This window comes from Flavobacterium sp. LM5 (assembly GCF_002017945.1).
GTDB lineage: Bacteria > Bacteroidota > Bacteroidia > Flavobacteriales > Flavobacteriaceae > Flavobacterium > Flavobacterium succinicans.
Genome location: NZ_MUFX01000001.1, coordinates 1,962,670 through 1,977,500, shown reverse-complemented (window position 1 = coordinate 1,977,500; position 14,831 = coordinate 1,962,670). Strand labels below are relative to the sequence as shown.

Annotated in this window: 8 protein-coding genes, 2 tRNA genes and 2 rRNA genes (1 of these 12 running past the window's edge); 4 read left to right on the top strand and 8 right to left on the bottom strand. The window is 38.2% G+C overall.

Features of this window, described 5'->3' with window-relative positions:
- The 5 genes from BXU11_RS08440 to BXU11_RS08415 form a co-directional block, all read right to left on the bottom strand.
- Positions 1-1,607 (bottom strand): 23S ribosomal RNA (locus BXU11_RS08440) (it extends 1,272 nt beyond the left edge of the window).
- A 191-nt stretch (positions 1,608-1,798) separates the two neighbouring features.
- Positions 1,799-1,872 (bottom strand) — tRNA-Ala (locus BXU11_RS08435).
- An 88-nt stretch (positions 1,873-1,960) separates the two neighbouring features.
- Positions 1,961-2,034 (bottom strand) — tRNA-Ile (locus BXU11_RS08430).
- Between the two features lie 129 nt (positions 2,035-2,163).
- Positions 2,164-3,677: ribosomal RNA gene (locus BXU11_RS08425) — 16S ribosomal RNA — on the bottom strand.
- The 16S and 23S rRNA genes sit together here with 2 tRNA genes alongside, the layout of an rRNA operon.
- Before the next feature lie 1,036 nt (positions 3,678-4,713).
- The gene (locus BXU11_RS08415; protein WP_024982596.1) at positions 4,714-5,388 is read right to left on the bottom strand and encodes a DUF4294 domain-containing protein; all 675 of its coding nucleotides are present in this window, start codon (positions 5,386-5,388) and stop codon (positions 4,714-4,716) included.
- Positions 5,389-5,468: 80 nt separating this feature from the next.
- Between BXU11_RS08415 and BXU11_RS08410 the strand changes: the two genes are divergently transcribed.
- The 4 genes from BXU11_RS08410 to BXU11_RS08395 all read left to right on the top strand — a co-directional run bounded on the left by BXU11_RS08410 (position 5,469) and on the right by BXU11_RS08395 (position 9,946).
- Positions 5,469-6,557 (top strand): M42 family metallopeptidase, encoded by a 1,089-nt coding sequence (locus tag BXU11_RS08410; protein WP_078211982.1) that lies wholly within the window; start codon positions 5,469-5,471, stop codon positions 6,555-6,557.
- A gap of 235 nt (positions 6,558-6,792) precedes the next feature.
- Entirely contained in the window at positions 6,793-8,205 is a 1,413-nt protein-coding gene (rlmD, locus tag BXU11_RS08405) for a 23S rRNA (uracil(1939)-C(5))-methyltransferase RlmD (protein ID WP_078211980.1), read from the top strand.
- A 402-nt stretch (positions 8,206-8,607) separates the two neighbouring features.
- Positions 8,608-9,147 (top strand): DUF6452 family protein, encoded by a 540-nt coding sequence (locus BXU11_RS08400; RefSeq protein ID WP_078211978.1) that lies wholly within the window; start codon positions 8,608-8,610, stop codon positions 9,145-9,147.
- Positions 9,113-9,946 carry a DUF6048 family protein gene (locus tag BXU11_RS08395; protein WP_078211976.1) on the top strand — a complete coding sequence of 278 codons (834 nt, stop codon included), beginning with the start codon at positions 9,113-9,115 and terminating at the stop codon, positions 9,944-9,946. The genes BXU11_RS08400 and BXU11_RS08395 overlap by 35 nt, the downstream gene beginning before the upstream one ends.
- 102 nt (positions 9,947-10,048) lie before the next feature.
- Here BXU11_RS08395 and BXU11_RS08390 read toward each other — a convergent pair whose 3' ends face one another.
- The 3 genes from BXU11_RS08390 to pta all read right to left on the bottom strand — a co-directional run bounded on the left by BXU11_RS08390 (position 10,049) and on the right by pta (position 14,813).
- The gene (locus BXU11_RS08390) at positions 10,049-11,323 is read right to left on the bottom strand and encodes a porin (RefSeq protein ID WP_223253701.1); all 1,275 of its coding nucleotides are present in this window, start codon (positions 11,321-11,323) and stop codon (positions 10,049-10,051) included.
- 113 nt (positions 11,324-11,436) lie between these two features.
- Positions 11,437-12,633: an acetate/propionate family kinase gene (locus tag BXU11_RS08385; RefSeq protein ID WP_078211974.1), complete on the bottom strand. Its 1,197-nt coding sequence runs from the start codon at positions 12,631-12,633 to the stop codon at positions 11,437-11,439.
- Positions 12,634-12,719: 86 nt separating this feature from the next.
- A complete protein-coding gene (gene pta / locus BXU11_RS08380) occupies positions 12,720-14,813 on the bottom strand; it encodes a phosphate acetyltransferase (protein ID WP_024982603.1) in 2,094 nt (697 codons plus the stop codon).
- Positions 14,814-14,831 lie beyond the last annotated feature (18 nt).

Sequence of the window (14,831 nt, the reverse complement as noted above, 5' to 3'; positions counted from 1 at the left end):
GGTTTTTCTTGGAAGCCCTTAGGCGCACTATCTCTTTGACCGAAGTCTCCGAGTACTATCGTATTTCCCCAAGCCGCGTGGATTTGCCTGCGCAGCTTATAGGTAGGTACTTCAACGAACTATTCCGTCAGTTCGCGGCGCTTTCATCACTCCGTCACCCCATCACAGTAATCAGTAGTACGGGAATATTAACCCGTTGGCCATCGACTGTCCCTTTCGGGTTCGCCTTAGGTCCCGACTAACCCACAGCTGATTAGCATAGCTGTGGAAACCTTAGTCTTTCGGTGTGCGGGTTTCTCGCCCGCATTATCGTTACTTATGCCTACATTTTCTTTTCTAACCAGTCCAGCATGCCTTACGACACACCTTCAACCCTGTTAGAATGCTCCCCTACCACTTACAATTGCTTGTAAATCCATAGCTTCGGTAATATGTTTATGCCCGATTATTATCCATGCTCGTCCGCTCGACTAGTGAGCTGTTACGCACTCTTTAAATGAATGGCTGCTTCCAAGCCAACATCCTAGCTGTCTGGGCAGACAAACCTCGTTCTTTCAACTTAACATATATTTGGGGACCTTAGCTGATGGTCTGGGTTCTTTCCCTCTCGGACTTGGACCTTAGCACCCAAGCCCTCACTGTTATCAATCATTATATAGCATTCGGAGTTTGTCAGGAATTGGTAGGCGGTGAAGCCCCCGCATCCAATCAGTAGCTCTACCTCTATATAACTAAAATAACGCTGCACCTAAATGCATTTCGGGGAGTACGAGCTATTTCCGAGTTTGATTGGCCTTTCACCCCTACCCACAGGTCATCCGAAGACTTTTCAACGTCAACCGGTTCGGACCTCCACACTGTGTTACCAGCGCTTCATCCTGCCCATGGGTAGATCACACGGTTTCGCGTCTAACACTACTGACTAAAGCGCCCTATTCAGACTCGCTTTCGCTACGGATCCGTGGCTTAACCACTTATCCTTGCCAGCAACGTTAACTCGTAGGCTCATTATGCAAAAGGCACGCCGTCACCCCACGAAAGGGCTCCGACCGCTTGTAAGCGTATGGTTTCAGGATCTATTTCACTCCGTTATTCACGGTTCTTTTCACCTTTCCCTCACGGTACTGGTTCACTATCGGTCTCTCAGGAGTATTTAGCCTTAGCGGATGGTCCCGCCAAATTCAGACAGGGTTTCACGTGCCCCGCCCTACTCAGGATACCACTATCCTTTACATTCATTACTTATACAGGGCTATCACCTTCTTTGGCTCTACTTTCCAGTAGATTCTAATTCTTTATGCAAGAAATCTCGTGGTCCTACAACCCCAACATTGCCGTAACAACATTGGTTTGGGCTAATCCGCGTTCGCTCGCCACTACTTACGGAATCACTTTTGTTTTCTTCTCCTCCGCCTACTTAGATGTTTCAGTTCAGCGGGTTTGCCCACCTATCGGTGTACTATGTCTTCAACATAGTGGGTTGCCCCATTCAGGTATCTACGGATCAATTCGTGTGTGCCAATCCCCGTAGCTTTTCGCAGCTTATCACGCCTTTCTTCGCCTCTGAGAGCCTAGGCATCCCCCATACGCCCTTATTTTGCTTATTGTACCAATCATAAAATTAATTATGACCGTTTTTTTTCGCTTTCTCTAATAAATCAGAGAAAACTGCTTTCTACTTTTTATTATTTCTTATCTCAATATGTCAATGAACTTTAAATAAGTATTAAGTATTCTGTATTAAGTACTAAGACCTTATTGTCTTAATTCTTGATACTATCATCTTGATACTATCTTGTGGAGAATAACGGAGTCGAACCGTTGACCTCCTGCGTGCAAGGCAGGCGCTCTAGCCAGCTGAGCTAATCCCCCATTTTTTGTAAAATTCCAAATTTTTAAATTCCAAATTCCAAAAAAAAAGGATTTCAACCTCTAGAATTTCCTAATTAAGTGTAAATAGTAGTCCCGGGCAGACTCGAACTGCCGACCCCTACATTATCAGTGTAGTACTCTAACCAGCTGAGCTACGAGACTCTGTTTTTTACTTAATTCTTTATTCAATTTCTTTAAATTAACAGCAAGAGTAATATAATCGGTGTCATAGCACCTTTAAAATCTTCTTCTTTTTCCTTAGCGTGCTTTACGCTAACACTAAGGCTCTAGAAAGGAGGTGTTCCAGCCGCACCTTCCGGTACGGCTACCTTGTTACGACTTAGCCCTAGTTACCAGTTTTACCCTAGGCAGCTCCTTGCGGTCACCGACTTCAGGCACCCCCAGCTTCCATGGCTTGACGGGCGGTGTGTACAAGGCCCGGGAACGTATTCACCGGATCATGGCTGATATCCGATTACTAGCGATTCCAGCTTCACGGAGTCGAGTTGCAGACTCCGATCCGAACTGTGACCGGCTTTGTAGATTCGCTCCTGGTCACCCAGTGGCTGCTCTCTGTACCGGCCATTGTAGCACGTGTGTAGCCCAAGGCGTAAGGGCCGTGATGATTTGACGTCATCCCCACCTTCCTCACAGTTTGCACTGGCAGTCTCGTTAGAGTTCCCGACATGACTCGCTGGCAACTAACAACAGGGGTTGCGCTCGTTATAGGACTTAACCTGACACCTCACGGCACGAGCTGACGACAACCATGCAGCACCTTGTAAATTGTCTTGCGAAAAGTCTGTTTCCAAACCGGTCAATCTACATTTAAGCCTTGGTAAGGTTCCTCGCGTATCATCGAATTAAACCACATGCTCCACCGCTTGTGCGGGCCCCCGTCAATTCCTTTGAGTTTCATTCTTGCGAACGTACTCCCCAGGTGGGATACTTATCACTTTCGCTTAGCCACTGAACTTGCGCCCAACAGCTAGTATCCATCGTTTACGGCGTGGACTACCAGGGTATCTAATCCTGTTCGCTACCCACGCTTTCGTCCATCAGCGTCAATCCATTAGTAGTAACCTGCCTTCGCAATTGGTATTCCATGTAATCTCTAAGCATTTCACCGCTACACTACATATTCTAGTTACTTCCTAATAATTCAAGTCTAGCAGTATCAATGGCCGTTCCACCGTTGAGCGATGGGCTTTCACCACTGACTTACTAAACCGCCTACGGACCCTTTAAACCCAATGATTCCGGATAACGCTTGGATCCTCCGTATTACCGCGGCTGCTGGCACGGAGTTAGCCGATCCTTATTCTTACAGTACCGTCAAGCTCCCTCACGAGGGAGTGTTTCTTCCTGTACAAAAGCAGTTTACAATCCATAGGACCGTCATCCTGCACGCGGCATGGCTGGATCAGGCTTGCGCCCATTGTCCAATATTCCTCACTGCTGCCTCCCGTAGGAGTCTGGTCCGTGTCTCAGTACCAGTGTGGGGGATCTCCCTCTCAGGACCCCTACCCATCGTTGCCTTGGTAAGCCGTTACCTTACCAACTAGCTAATGGGACGCATGCTCATCTTTTGCCGTTGTGACTTTAATGTGAAAATGATGCCATTCTCACATACTATGAGGTATTAATCCAAATTTCTCTGGGCTATCCCTCTGCAAAAGGTAGATTGCATACGCGTTACGCACCCGTGCGCCGGTCTCTAGTTCCGAAGAACTATACCCCTCGACTTGCATGTGTTAAGCCTGCCGCTAGCGTTCATCCTGAGCCAGGATCAAACTCTTCATCGTATATTGTGCGCTTAATAAATTAAGCTATTTTTATGCGAATCCAATTCTATCGGTGTTTATTCTAATCTCTCGATTATCTTACTCTTTTTTTCTTTGTCTTATCTTTCAATAAGACGGCTGTCAATTCAATATGTCTAGGAACGTATTCTTCTTGTTTTCTGCGCTTTTCGTTGTCGCGATTAGCGGGTGCAAAAGTAGAAATTCTTTTTTTAACTGGCAAGAAAAAAATGAAGTTTTTTTTGAGATTTTTATCTCGTTTAAATCATTCTCTCTTATCAATCTCTCAAGGAACTTCCCGTGTTTTGCGGGGTGCAAAGGTAAATAACTCTTTTATTTCTCACAAGCTTTTTTTGATTTTTATTTTTGAAAATCTCTTTTCGTTAATCTCAATCGCTTGCCAGTTTTTAAAAGAACGTTGCCGTTGTTGCGGGTGCAAAAGTAGACCCTTTTTTCGTTTAAACAAGGCCTTTTTAAAACTTTTTTTGATTTATTTTTTAATAATTCAATAAAGCTCTGATAATCATTATTTAACCAAAACTTTACGAATTGAAAAAACTTCATTATTCAACAACTAATCCTAAATCACTAGTAAAATACACTTTTCATACTCTATCTATACTTTATCCATACAGTATATATAGTGTATAAACAGCTTTTACAGTATAGAATATAGAGTTTGAGGCTAGAGAACAAAAACGCTCTCTTTATATTTATTTTATCTCCATACATATAAAGCATTAGTCTATATACAGGATTAGCGCTTAGATAAGACTTTACGCGTTAGGGATAGCAGTGGAAAGCCCACAGACTAGTGTAGTGACAACGAAACTAGTCGAGGACTTGTAGCGGATAGCCCGGCTCCTTATATATAGTACCACCAAACTTCTGGCTTAAAACTATATCTCTCTATATATAAGGAGAACGCCTAAATAGTACTCATAACGAATTGCGCGAACTGGAGAAATGCAAATGTTGATATAGGAAAGAATAAAAAAAGCCGCCCAGAGACAGCTAAATTTATTACACATAAAATACTCTATTGGGATTTACTTGCTTTTGCCTGCCAAGATTCATTAAGTATTCCGTAATCTACAGGAGAAGCAGGCGGTTGATTTTGCAGACGACCCGATTCAAAAGCACGAACCAAAATCGTTTCTATCAAAAAGTCTTCGTTTACCTCGAAAGGTTGGTATTTCGTTTTTAAATTAATATCAAAAACACGAGCGGTGGTATTGGCCCAAAATGCTTTCCAACCGCTTTTCAAGTCAGAGACCAACTCATAAGTAGTAACACCTGTTTGTCTATGGATTAGTTTTACAAGTATTTGCCCTTGCTTTCTGGATAGCTTTTTTAACTTCTCTTCAAATTCATTCGTTAAATAGTCTTCAACGATTTTGAAATACTTCTTTTTTTCTTTGTTTGTCTTTAAAAGAGACATTCCTTTTCGAAGCGCTACTAATCGTTCAGAAGCTAATTTAGCATATGGATAAGCCTTATATACTCTATTTTGTAAAATCAGGAATTGTTTTTTATCCTCAAGACTTAGCCTTTCTTTACTGATAATTATCTCAGGAAGCAGAATGGTATCAGCCAGTACGCTGTCGTTTTCAATTAGATTAAGGTCAGATTTTGAGGGCTCTTTGGTAACAACTTGTGCTTGCAATGCTTGAACAAAACAAAAGAAACACAAAAAAAATACAATTCGGTTCATGGGTAAAATTTATAATTCAAAATTATAAATTTATACGCAAGTCTGATGCCAAATTTATAATTTAGCAAAAAATAATTATTATGAGTTCAGGATCAATATTAAATAGCGCTTCGCTGGTTTTTTTAGAAAAATATTTAAATAACGCTTCGCCTACCGGCTTTGAATCTGAGGGGCAAAAAATTTGGATGGAGTACCTAACTCCTTATGTAGATACTTTAATTACGGACACCTACGGAACTGCTGTAGGAATCATAAATCCTGATGCTCCTTTTAAGGTAGTTATTGAAGGACATGCCGATGAAATTGCTTGGTATGTTAATTACATTACCGAAGATGGATTGGTATATGTCATTCGCAATGGTGGATCAGATCATCAAATTGCACCTTCAAAACGAGTAAATATTCATACCAAGAAAGGGATTGTAAAAGGTGTTTTTGGTTGGCCCGCAATACACACTCGTAACCGAGACAAGGAAGAAAACCCAAAAACGAGCAACATCTTTATCGATTTGGGTTGCGACACCAAAGAAGAAGTAGAAAAATTAGGAGTTCATGTGGGCTGCGTTATTACTTACCCAGACGAATTCATGATTATGAATGACAATAAATTTGTGTGTCGCGCTATTGACAACCGAATGGGTGGGTTCATGATTGCCGAAGTTGCTAGGCTTTTGCACGAAAACAAGAAGAAGCTTCCATTTGGTCTTTACATCACCAATGCCGTTCAGGAAGAAGTAGGATTAAGAGGTGCTGAAATGATCACGCAAACTATTAAACCGAATGTAGCCATTGTTACTGATGTTTGTCATGATTCGACCACGCCTATGATTGATAAAAAGATTGAAGGAGAAACCAAAATTGGTCTTGGTCCAGTAATAACTTATGCACCTGCAGTTCAAAACAATCTAAGAGAACTCATCTTGGATACTGCTTCAGAAAAAGGGATTCCTTTTCAGCGTTTAGCCTCTTCACGTGTAACTGGAACAGACACTGATGCTTTTGCCTACAGTAATGGTGGTGTAGCCTCGGCGTTGATTTCGTTACCACTACGTTATATGCATACTACTGTAGAAATGGTACATCGCAGTGACGTTGAACACGTGATTCAATTGATTTATGAAACTTTGTTGAAAATTGAAAACAACGAGACTTTTTCCTATTTTAAATAAACGGAATACATAATACATATAAAGAAGGATACTCATTAAAACAATAGAGTGTCCTTTTTTTTTAGAGACTACTCCCCTTTTACGCCTAATAATCATTAATAGAAAAAGAAACAACACAAACTACCACATTGATTTAAAGTACATTTCAAAGAACCTAAAGCAATAAAAAACAAACGTTTTAAAAAAAAATCTAAAATTGAATTTGTAAAACATTTCAAAGGCTTATTTTTGCGCCATGGCAAAGAAAAACACAGACAAGATTGTCTTCCATCAGATAAAAGTCCTTGATGCTGGAGCAAAAGGCGTATCGGTAGCAAAAGCACCCGACGGAAAAGTAGTATTCATCTCGAATGTCGTGCCTGGCGACGTGGTAGATGTGCAAACGTTCAAGAAAAGAAAAGCCTATTACGAAGGCAAAGCCGTGAAGTTTCACGAGTTCTCGGAACACCGCGTTGACCCAATTTGTGAGCATTTTGGGGTGTGTGGCGGTTGCAAATGGCAAAATATGAAGTACAGCCAGCAATTGTTTTTTAAACACAACGAGGTAAAAAACCACCTGCAACGTATTGGCAAAATTGAATTACCGGATTTCGAACCGATTTTAGGTTCTGAAAAACAGTTTTTCTACCGCAACAAAATGGAGTTTTCGTTTTCGAACAGCCGTTGGCTCACCGAAGCCGAGATAGGAAGCAGCGAGGAATTGGACAATAAAAATGCCTTGGGTTTTCATATTCCGAAAATGTGGGACAAAATTCTAGATATCAATAAATGTCATTTGCAAGAAGACCCTTCGAACGCGATTCGCAACGAAGTGCGTGAATTTGCCAATGCAAACGGTTTGACGTTCTTTAACCCAAGAGCGCACGAAGGTTTGTTGCGTACGCTTATGTTGCGCACGGCTTCGACTGGCGAAATTATGGTGTTGATTCAGTTTTTTGAAGACGATCTAGCTAATAGAGAATTGTTGTTGGATCATTTGTATGCCAAATTTCCGCAGATTACTTCTTTGCAATACGTGATTAACAACAAAGCAAACGATACGTTATACGATACGAACATTCAGTTGTACAAAGGACGTGATTACATCCTAGAAGAAATGGAAGGCTTGAAATTTAGTATCAACGCTAAGTCGTTTTACCAAACCAACTCGGATCAAGCCTACGAACTATACAAAATTACAAGAGATTTCGCTGGATTGACAGGTAACGAAACGGTGTATGATTTGTACACAGGAACTGGAACCATCGCTCAGTTTGTGTCGAAAAAAGCCAAAAAAGTAATTGGGGTTGAAAGTGTGCCCGAAGCGATTAAAGACGCCAAAGCGAACGCCGAACGAAATAATATCACGAATTGTGAATTCTTTGTAGGAGATATGAAAGTGGTGTTTAACGAAGCTTTTATCGCGCAACACGGCAAACCAGACGTAATCATCACCGATCCACCAAGAGACGGAATGCACGCGGCAGTTATTGATCAAATCTTGAAAATTGAGCCTAAAAAAGTGGTGTATGTTAGTTGTAATTCGGCAACACAAGCTCGTGATTTGGCTTTAATGGATGAGAAGTACAAAGTGACGCGCGTTCGACCAGTGGATATGTTTCCGCAAACGCATCACGTGGAGAATGTGGTGTTATTGGAACGTCGTTAATATTTAAACATAGAAGTCATTTGAGTTTTTGTGGTTGGAGTGTTTGGAAACCATATAAGGCATTGAAGGGCATATAAAGATTTTTCTTTGCGTGCTTTGCGGTTAGGTTTTTTTAAACCATAGAAGGTGTTGAAGGGCATATAAGATTGACACTGATTTTAAATCATAATAAATATCCGTTGGGTATGAAATTCAAATAAAATAAAAAATTAACCACATAGAATCATAGATTAATGCTTATGAACAAAGAATAAATAGAAATAGCGCTATTTCAAACATAGAAAACTATGTGAATAGTAAAACGTCTATTACTTCTTTTAAAGACTATAAATTCTATGTCTCTATGTGGTAAAAAAATAATCTAATTTTAAAAAACTTAGCCTTATAAATAAATAGTTTTAAATGAAAAAAATAACACTTTTACTGTTGGTGTTTTGTTTCTCTTTTTCGAGTTGTGAAAAAGATGATATTTGCGACGCCAAAACACCCACGACTCCTAGATTGGTTATAGAATTCTCTGACATCAACAATCCAAATGTCAAAAAAAGTGTGACGAATTTGAAAGTTATTGGAGAAGGGATGACTGATGGAATTATTTTTAATCCTAACGCCACAGGGGATTCAAAATACTTATTCAATGGAAATAAGATCTCACTTCCACTGAAAACAAATGCTACCACCACCACCTTTAATTTTATTTTAAATTCCGGAAATTCGAACCCTATATTCATCAATACCGATGTCTTGAAGTTCAATTATACCACCAATGAAGTTTATGTTTCAAGAGCGTGTGGTTTTAAAACCTTGTTTGTGATGGATATTCAAAAGCCATTTGAACATACTGACGGAACCGTAATTGATCAAAAATGGATGAAAGTTGTATCCCTACAAAAAACCAATATCAACGATGAAAAAGAAACACACCTTGCGATTTATTTTTAGTAGTTGCTTGCTATTTTCTTTGTTAATCACTCAAGCACAAGAAACCACTCCTACTCCACCAAAAGCAAACAATATTCTACCAGCCAAACCTACTCAAGAAGTAGAAAAACTTCCAGTAAAAAAAACAACAGATAGCATCCCCACAAAAACCAATCGCTATGGTTTGCGAGTTGGTGTTGACTTATATAAATTGACCAGAGGACTGTATGACAGTAATTACAAAGGAATAGAGTTGACAGGAGATTATAGATTGACCAAAAAATATTATTTGGCAGCTGAATTAGGATCAGAAAACAAAACCACCGAAGATGATCGATTGACATCTACGGCCAAAGGAACCTATCTGAAAGCAGGCTTTGACTATAATTTTTATGAAAATTGGTTGGATATGGAAAACATTATTTCTATAGGTTTACGTGGAGGATTTTCAACCTTTAGCCAAGAATTGAACAGTTACAAAATCTATAATCCAAATTCGTATTGGGGAGAAAATCCACCAATACTCTCAGGGAAAAATTATAGTGGTTTATCGGCTTCATGGATTGAAGTCGTAGCGGGTATTAAAGCTAAGGTATTCAATAACGTATTTATGGGATTCAGCTTACGATTGAATAGAATTATTACCAATAAAGAGCCTAGTGATTTCGAAAATTTATATATACCAGGCTTTAACAGAACTTATGATGGTGATTTTGGAGTAGGTTTCAACTATACCGTTTCGTACTTCATTCCAATTTACAAGAAAAAAATTGTTCCAAACGAGCTTTCTGAAAAGGAAAAAACAAAAAAACAAAAGTAGACAGCAGTAACAATTACTCAATAGTACCTAGTTATAAAACAAGAAGCGCTTTCTCTCAAGGAAAAAGCGCTTCTTGTTTATATATATAATTCATACGGAACCTTAAATTCCTATTTCTACTTGAAAACGCAAATACCAATTGTTTTTGGTTTGTCCGTTAAAATAAGTCAAGGTGTCATAATTAATCTCACTTTGTAATTTAAAAGTATGTTGCCAAAAATATCGGGTCACTCCTAAACTGAACTGTTGCGTATTTGGCGCTAACGCTTGGATATCTTTCCCCACATTTTGAGTAGAATAGCGTCCGATAACTTCATAATTCGATGGAAAACAATAGCTCAATTGGTAATCAAAACCATGTCCTACAAACACATATTTTTTTTGACTGCTATCTAACGGATTTACCGTGACTGCATTTTGATCTGTAGTTCTAGACATATAACTGGTCATGGCAGCCCAACCATTGTATTTGAACATCATGTCTAATAGAACAGATTGCATCGTTCTCTTTTCAAATAAATCACTACCTAACTGCCCTTGTGTTCGCTGTGCATTATTATTTTGCTGAAAAGCGCCTGAAAGCAACAATTTAGGGCGTTTTTCTCGCATCAAATCCCCTTCAAAAGTAGTCCCATCACGAAGAAAGGAACCGAAAGGGAATAGCTCTACTTTTCCAGTTAAAGCTACTCCTTGGTCCACTTTGTCGGTTACATTTCTACCTTCTCCGGTACTTACAGCACCTTTTAAGTTATAGGAAAAACGATCTTCATGTTCGTGAAGATTATGAATTTGAAATCCAAAATCACGATCAATTGTAAATTTGGCATTATTGATAGTTCTATCCGTTAATTGTAATGCCCCTGAAGAATTTACACGCTGACGATTGCCTGGCAATTTTGTTTGACCAAAACTGAAATTCCAATTTTTATTAGGTCGATACATCAAAACGGCATCACGAATCACATTTAAATTTTCTCCTTCCACTATCTCACCAACATCCCCTGGAGCAAAAGATAACTGAATGGCATATAAAATTTTGGGCGAACCAATAAAGCCATCAAAACGTAAACGTAATCTTCGTACTTGTGCGTCATATCCACTATCGCCTCCTTCATTGTCCATATAGCTTATTCTGTTTTGCATTCTAAATCGAATGTTTAACTGATACAAACTATCGGGAGAAGTGATTCCAATACCTTTACCAAAACTATAATAAGGTAAGGTTGATAATTTTAAGTCATTGTTTTCCTTACTTTTTTTAAACAAATCTTTTTGACCATACGATTGAAAATTCAACAGCAACAGCAAAAAGAAAAAAACAAGCTTAAAAGAGCTGCACTTACAACTCATCGCTTTGGTAAATGGGTGTGAAATCATACGTTAATTTTTTGCAAAAATATTTAAAATTAAAACAGCATTTCCGATTTTAACACACAAAATACCCCAATTCAAAAACCAAAATTTATCAACCTTATCTGAAGTTTACAGCATTAGTTCAGTAAATCAAATACTTGATTGGCAATTTCTACTTCTTCGTTGGTAGGAATTACAAGTATTTTAGTTTTGGCGTTTGGCGTATTAATTTCTCTGATTTCTTTAGAACGCGTACTGTTTTTTTCTTGATCTAATTCCAAACCAAAATAATCCATGTCCTCACACACTAATCTTCTAATCACATCTGAGTTTTCACCAATTCCAGCGGTAAAAATAATAGCATCTAAACCATTTAAAACCGCAGCATAGGCGCCAATGAATTTTTTGATTCGGTAAGCATTCATGGCTAAGGCCAATTGACATTCTTTGTTACCTTCATCTGCATTACTTTCAATATCTCTCAAGTCACTGTAACCCGTTAGCCCCAACATACCACTTTGTTTTTGCAATAAAGCATTCACTTCATCGGCAGAATAGCCTAACGATTTAATCAAATAAAATATTACAGAAGGATCCACATCACCGCTACGAGTCCCCATCACTAACCCATTCATTGGACCAAATCCAAGGGTATGATCGATACTTTTTCCTTCTTTAATTGCAGTCATACTACAACCGTTTCCTAAGTGAATCGTTATGATTTTATCGGCTTTATGATTGGCTTTTTGAGTCAAATATTCAATCGCTTTTTCTGAAACATACTTATGGCTTGTTCCGTGAAATCCATAGGCACGAATTTTATTTTCTGACAATAAATAATTTGGAATCGCATATTTATAAGCTTCAACAGGCATCGTTTGATGAAAAGCGGTATCAAAAACAGCCACTTGTTTAGCTGATTCAAATATTTGTTCTGCTACTACAATTCCTTCTAAATTTGCAGGATTGTGTAATGGTGCTAATTCGATCAATTGACGAATTTGTTCTTTTACTTCATTGGTGATTTCTACGGTATTTGAAAAAGAGCTTCCCCCGTGAACTACTCTATGTCCAACTGCTTTAATTTCGGAAGTAGATTGAATAACTCCTACTTTGTCATCCATTAATAATTGAGCAATTTTTTGTAACCCAATTTTATGATTAGCAATAGGCAATGACTCTACAATTTTATTGGCGTCTGTAGTGTACGTCAAATTAGAAGTATCCAATCCGATACGGTCAATCATTCCTGAACAAATCACTTTTTGCTCGGGCATTTCTATCAATTGGTATTTTATTGAAGAGCTTCCTGAATTAATAATTACTACTTTCATTTATTTACGTTTTAATTTTTTTTGTTTTTAAATTGAAAAATGCGTCGAAATAGCACTTGAATACTATTTTGAAATCGTCAGTTTGCCTAAAAGTCTTGCGCTTGAATTGCAGTGATCACCACTGTATTGATAATGTCATCTACAGTACAACCTCTACTCAAATCGTTTACTGGTTTGTTTAGACCTTGTAACATTGGCCCAATAGCCAAAGCCCCTGTTTCTCTTTGTACTGCTTTGTACGTATTATTTCCTGTATTCAAATCAGGGAAGATCAATACACTTGCTTGGCCAGCTACTTTTGAATCAGGCATTTTGCTTTTACCTACATTCATATCTACGGCAGCATCATATTGAATAGGCCCTTCGATGTTAATATCAGGTCGTTTTGCTTTTACTATTTCAGTTGCAGCTCTCACTTTTTCCACTTCATCCCCTTTCCCTGAAGTTCCAGAAGAATAAGACAACATGGCTACTTTAGGATCTATACCAAAAGCTTTACTCGTATCAGCAGATGAAATGGCGATTTCAGCTAATTGTTCTGCTGTTGGATTTGGATTAATAGCACAATCCCCAAAAACAGACACACGATCCTCAAGACACATGAAGAATACAGAAGAAACTACCGATGAATTGGGTTTGGTTTTAATAAATTGCAGTGCTGGCAAAATAGTATGTTGTGTGGTGTGCGCCGCTCCTGATACCATTCCATCAGCGTGTCCTTTGTAGACCATCATGGTTCCAAAATACGACACATCTTCCATTAAATCTCTAGCAGTGGTAATAGAGATATTTTTAGCTTTTCGAAGTTCAAAATACGTATTTACATACTCTTCATAATGCTCAGATTCTTTAGGTAAAATGATCGATACTTTATCAAAATCAAGATCCAAACCTAATTCGAGTACTCTTGCTTCGATTTGTTTTTTATTACCAATAATGGTAATATCTACCACATTCATCAATTGCAAACGTGATGCTGCGGTCAAAATTCGATCATCATTACCTTCTGGTAAAACAATATGCTTACGAATTTTTTTGGCTCTTTTAACCAAATTATATTGAAACATTTTGGGTGTCAAACCACTAGATTCGAATGCAGTAAACTTCTCTGCCAAGGCATCTACATTTACATATTCTTCGAAAGTAGCAATTGAGGTTTCAATTTTCTGAGTATTATTGGCATAAATCTTAGACTTGATCGCACCAATTTGATTAGAAACATTGTAGGTTCCTCCTGGTACAGTCAGAATTGGAACCACGGTTGAAAGTCCTTCTATTAATTGCAAAATACTTTCTTCAGGCATTAAATTCCCAGTTAAAACGATTCCAGCTACCGATGGATAATTTGCAGATTCATTGGCTTGAAGCGCCCCTAAAATAATATCAGCTCTATCTCCAGGAGTAATAATAAGCGCATTGTCTTTTAAATGCAATAAATAATTAGGCAATTGCATCGCTCCAATACTATAGCTTCCGGCCTGATTGTTTAAATATTCTTTTCCAAAAAGAACTTTTGCTCCTATTTCGTTAACAATTTCTTGAACCGTTGGGTTGTGCAAACTAGCCACTATTGGAATGGTATTTACCAAAACCGAACTTGGTAAATGTTTACTTAGTGCACTTGAAACCATTTCAATATTTTCAGGTTGCACTTTATTGGCAATAACGGATATTACTTCTACATCTTTTACTTTAAAAGTATCATAAGCTAAGTACAAACTATCTACCAATTCATCGAGTGTTTTTCCCACTCCAGACCCGATAATGATAGTTGGAATCCCTAAATTTTTAGCAATAAGTACATTTATTCCTAATTCAATAGCGGTACCTTCTCCAATAAAACTTGTACCTTCAACCAGTACAAAATCATATTTCTCTTCTAATTTTTTAAATTTTTCGATGATAACATCTAGTACCTCTCCTATTTTGCCTTTATTTTTCTTTTTGATTAATTTACTTTTGGTAAATGCATAAGCCTCTTCAACCTTCATATCCAAACCAAAATGAGATATCACCGTTTCGATATGGTTATCAAATTTACCTTCTTCAAAATCTTCAATAATAGGTCTGAAATACCCAACACGAGCGGTCTTACCCATTAAAATCTGCATTAACCCCAAACTTATAATAGATTTACCACAGTTTTGCTCACTTGTAGCTATATATATTGCTTTATTCATAATTAAGTTATTTTACGC

What these genes read in the sequence shown, in the direction of transcription:
- BXU11_RS08415 (WP_024982596.1), bottom strand. Translation starts at nt 5,388, where the DNA reads ATGAACCGAATTGTATTTTTTTTGTGTTTCTTTTGTTTTGTTCAAGCA.
- BXU11_RS08410 (WP_078211982.1), top strand. Translation starts at nt 5,469, where the DNA reads ATGAGTTCAGGATCAATATTAAATAGCGCTTCGCTGGTTTTTTTAGAA.
- rlmD (WP_078211980.1), top strand. Translation starts at nt 6,793, where the DNA reads ATGGCAAAGAAAAACACAGACAAGATTGTCTTCCATCAGATAAAAGTC.
- BXU11_RS08400 (WP_078211978.1), top strand. Translation starts at nt 8,608, where the DNA reads ATGAAAAAAATAACACTTTTACTGTTGGTGTTTTGTTTCTCTTTTTCG.
- BXU11_RS08395 (WP_078211976.1), top strand. Translation starts at nt 9,113, where the DNA reads ATGAAAAAGAAACACACCTTGCGATTTATTTTTAGTAGTTGCTTGCTA.
- BXU11_RS08390 (WP_223253701.1), bottom strand. Translation starts at nt 11,323, where the DNA reads ATGATTTCACACCCATTTACCAAAGCGATGAGTTGTAAGTGCAGCTCT.
- BXU11_RS08385 (WP_078211974.1), bottom strand. Translation starts at nt 12,633, where the DNA reads ATGAAAGTAGTAATTATTAATTCAGGAAGCTCTTCAATAAAATACCAA.
- pta (WP_024982603.1), bottom strand. Translation starts at nt 14,813, where the DNA reads ATGAATAAAGCAATATATATAGCTACAAGTGAGCAAAACTGTGGTAAA.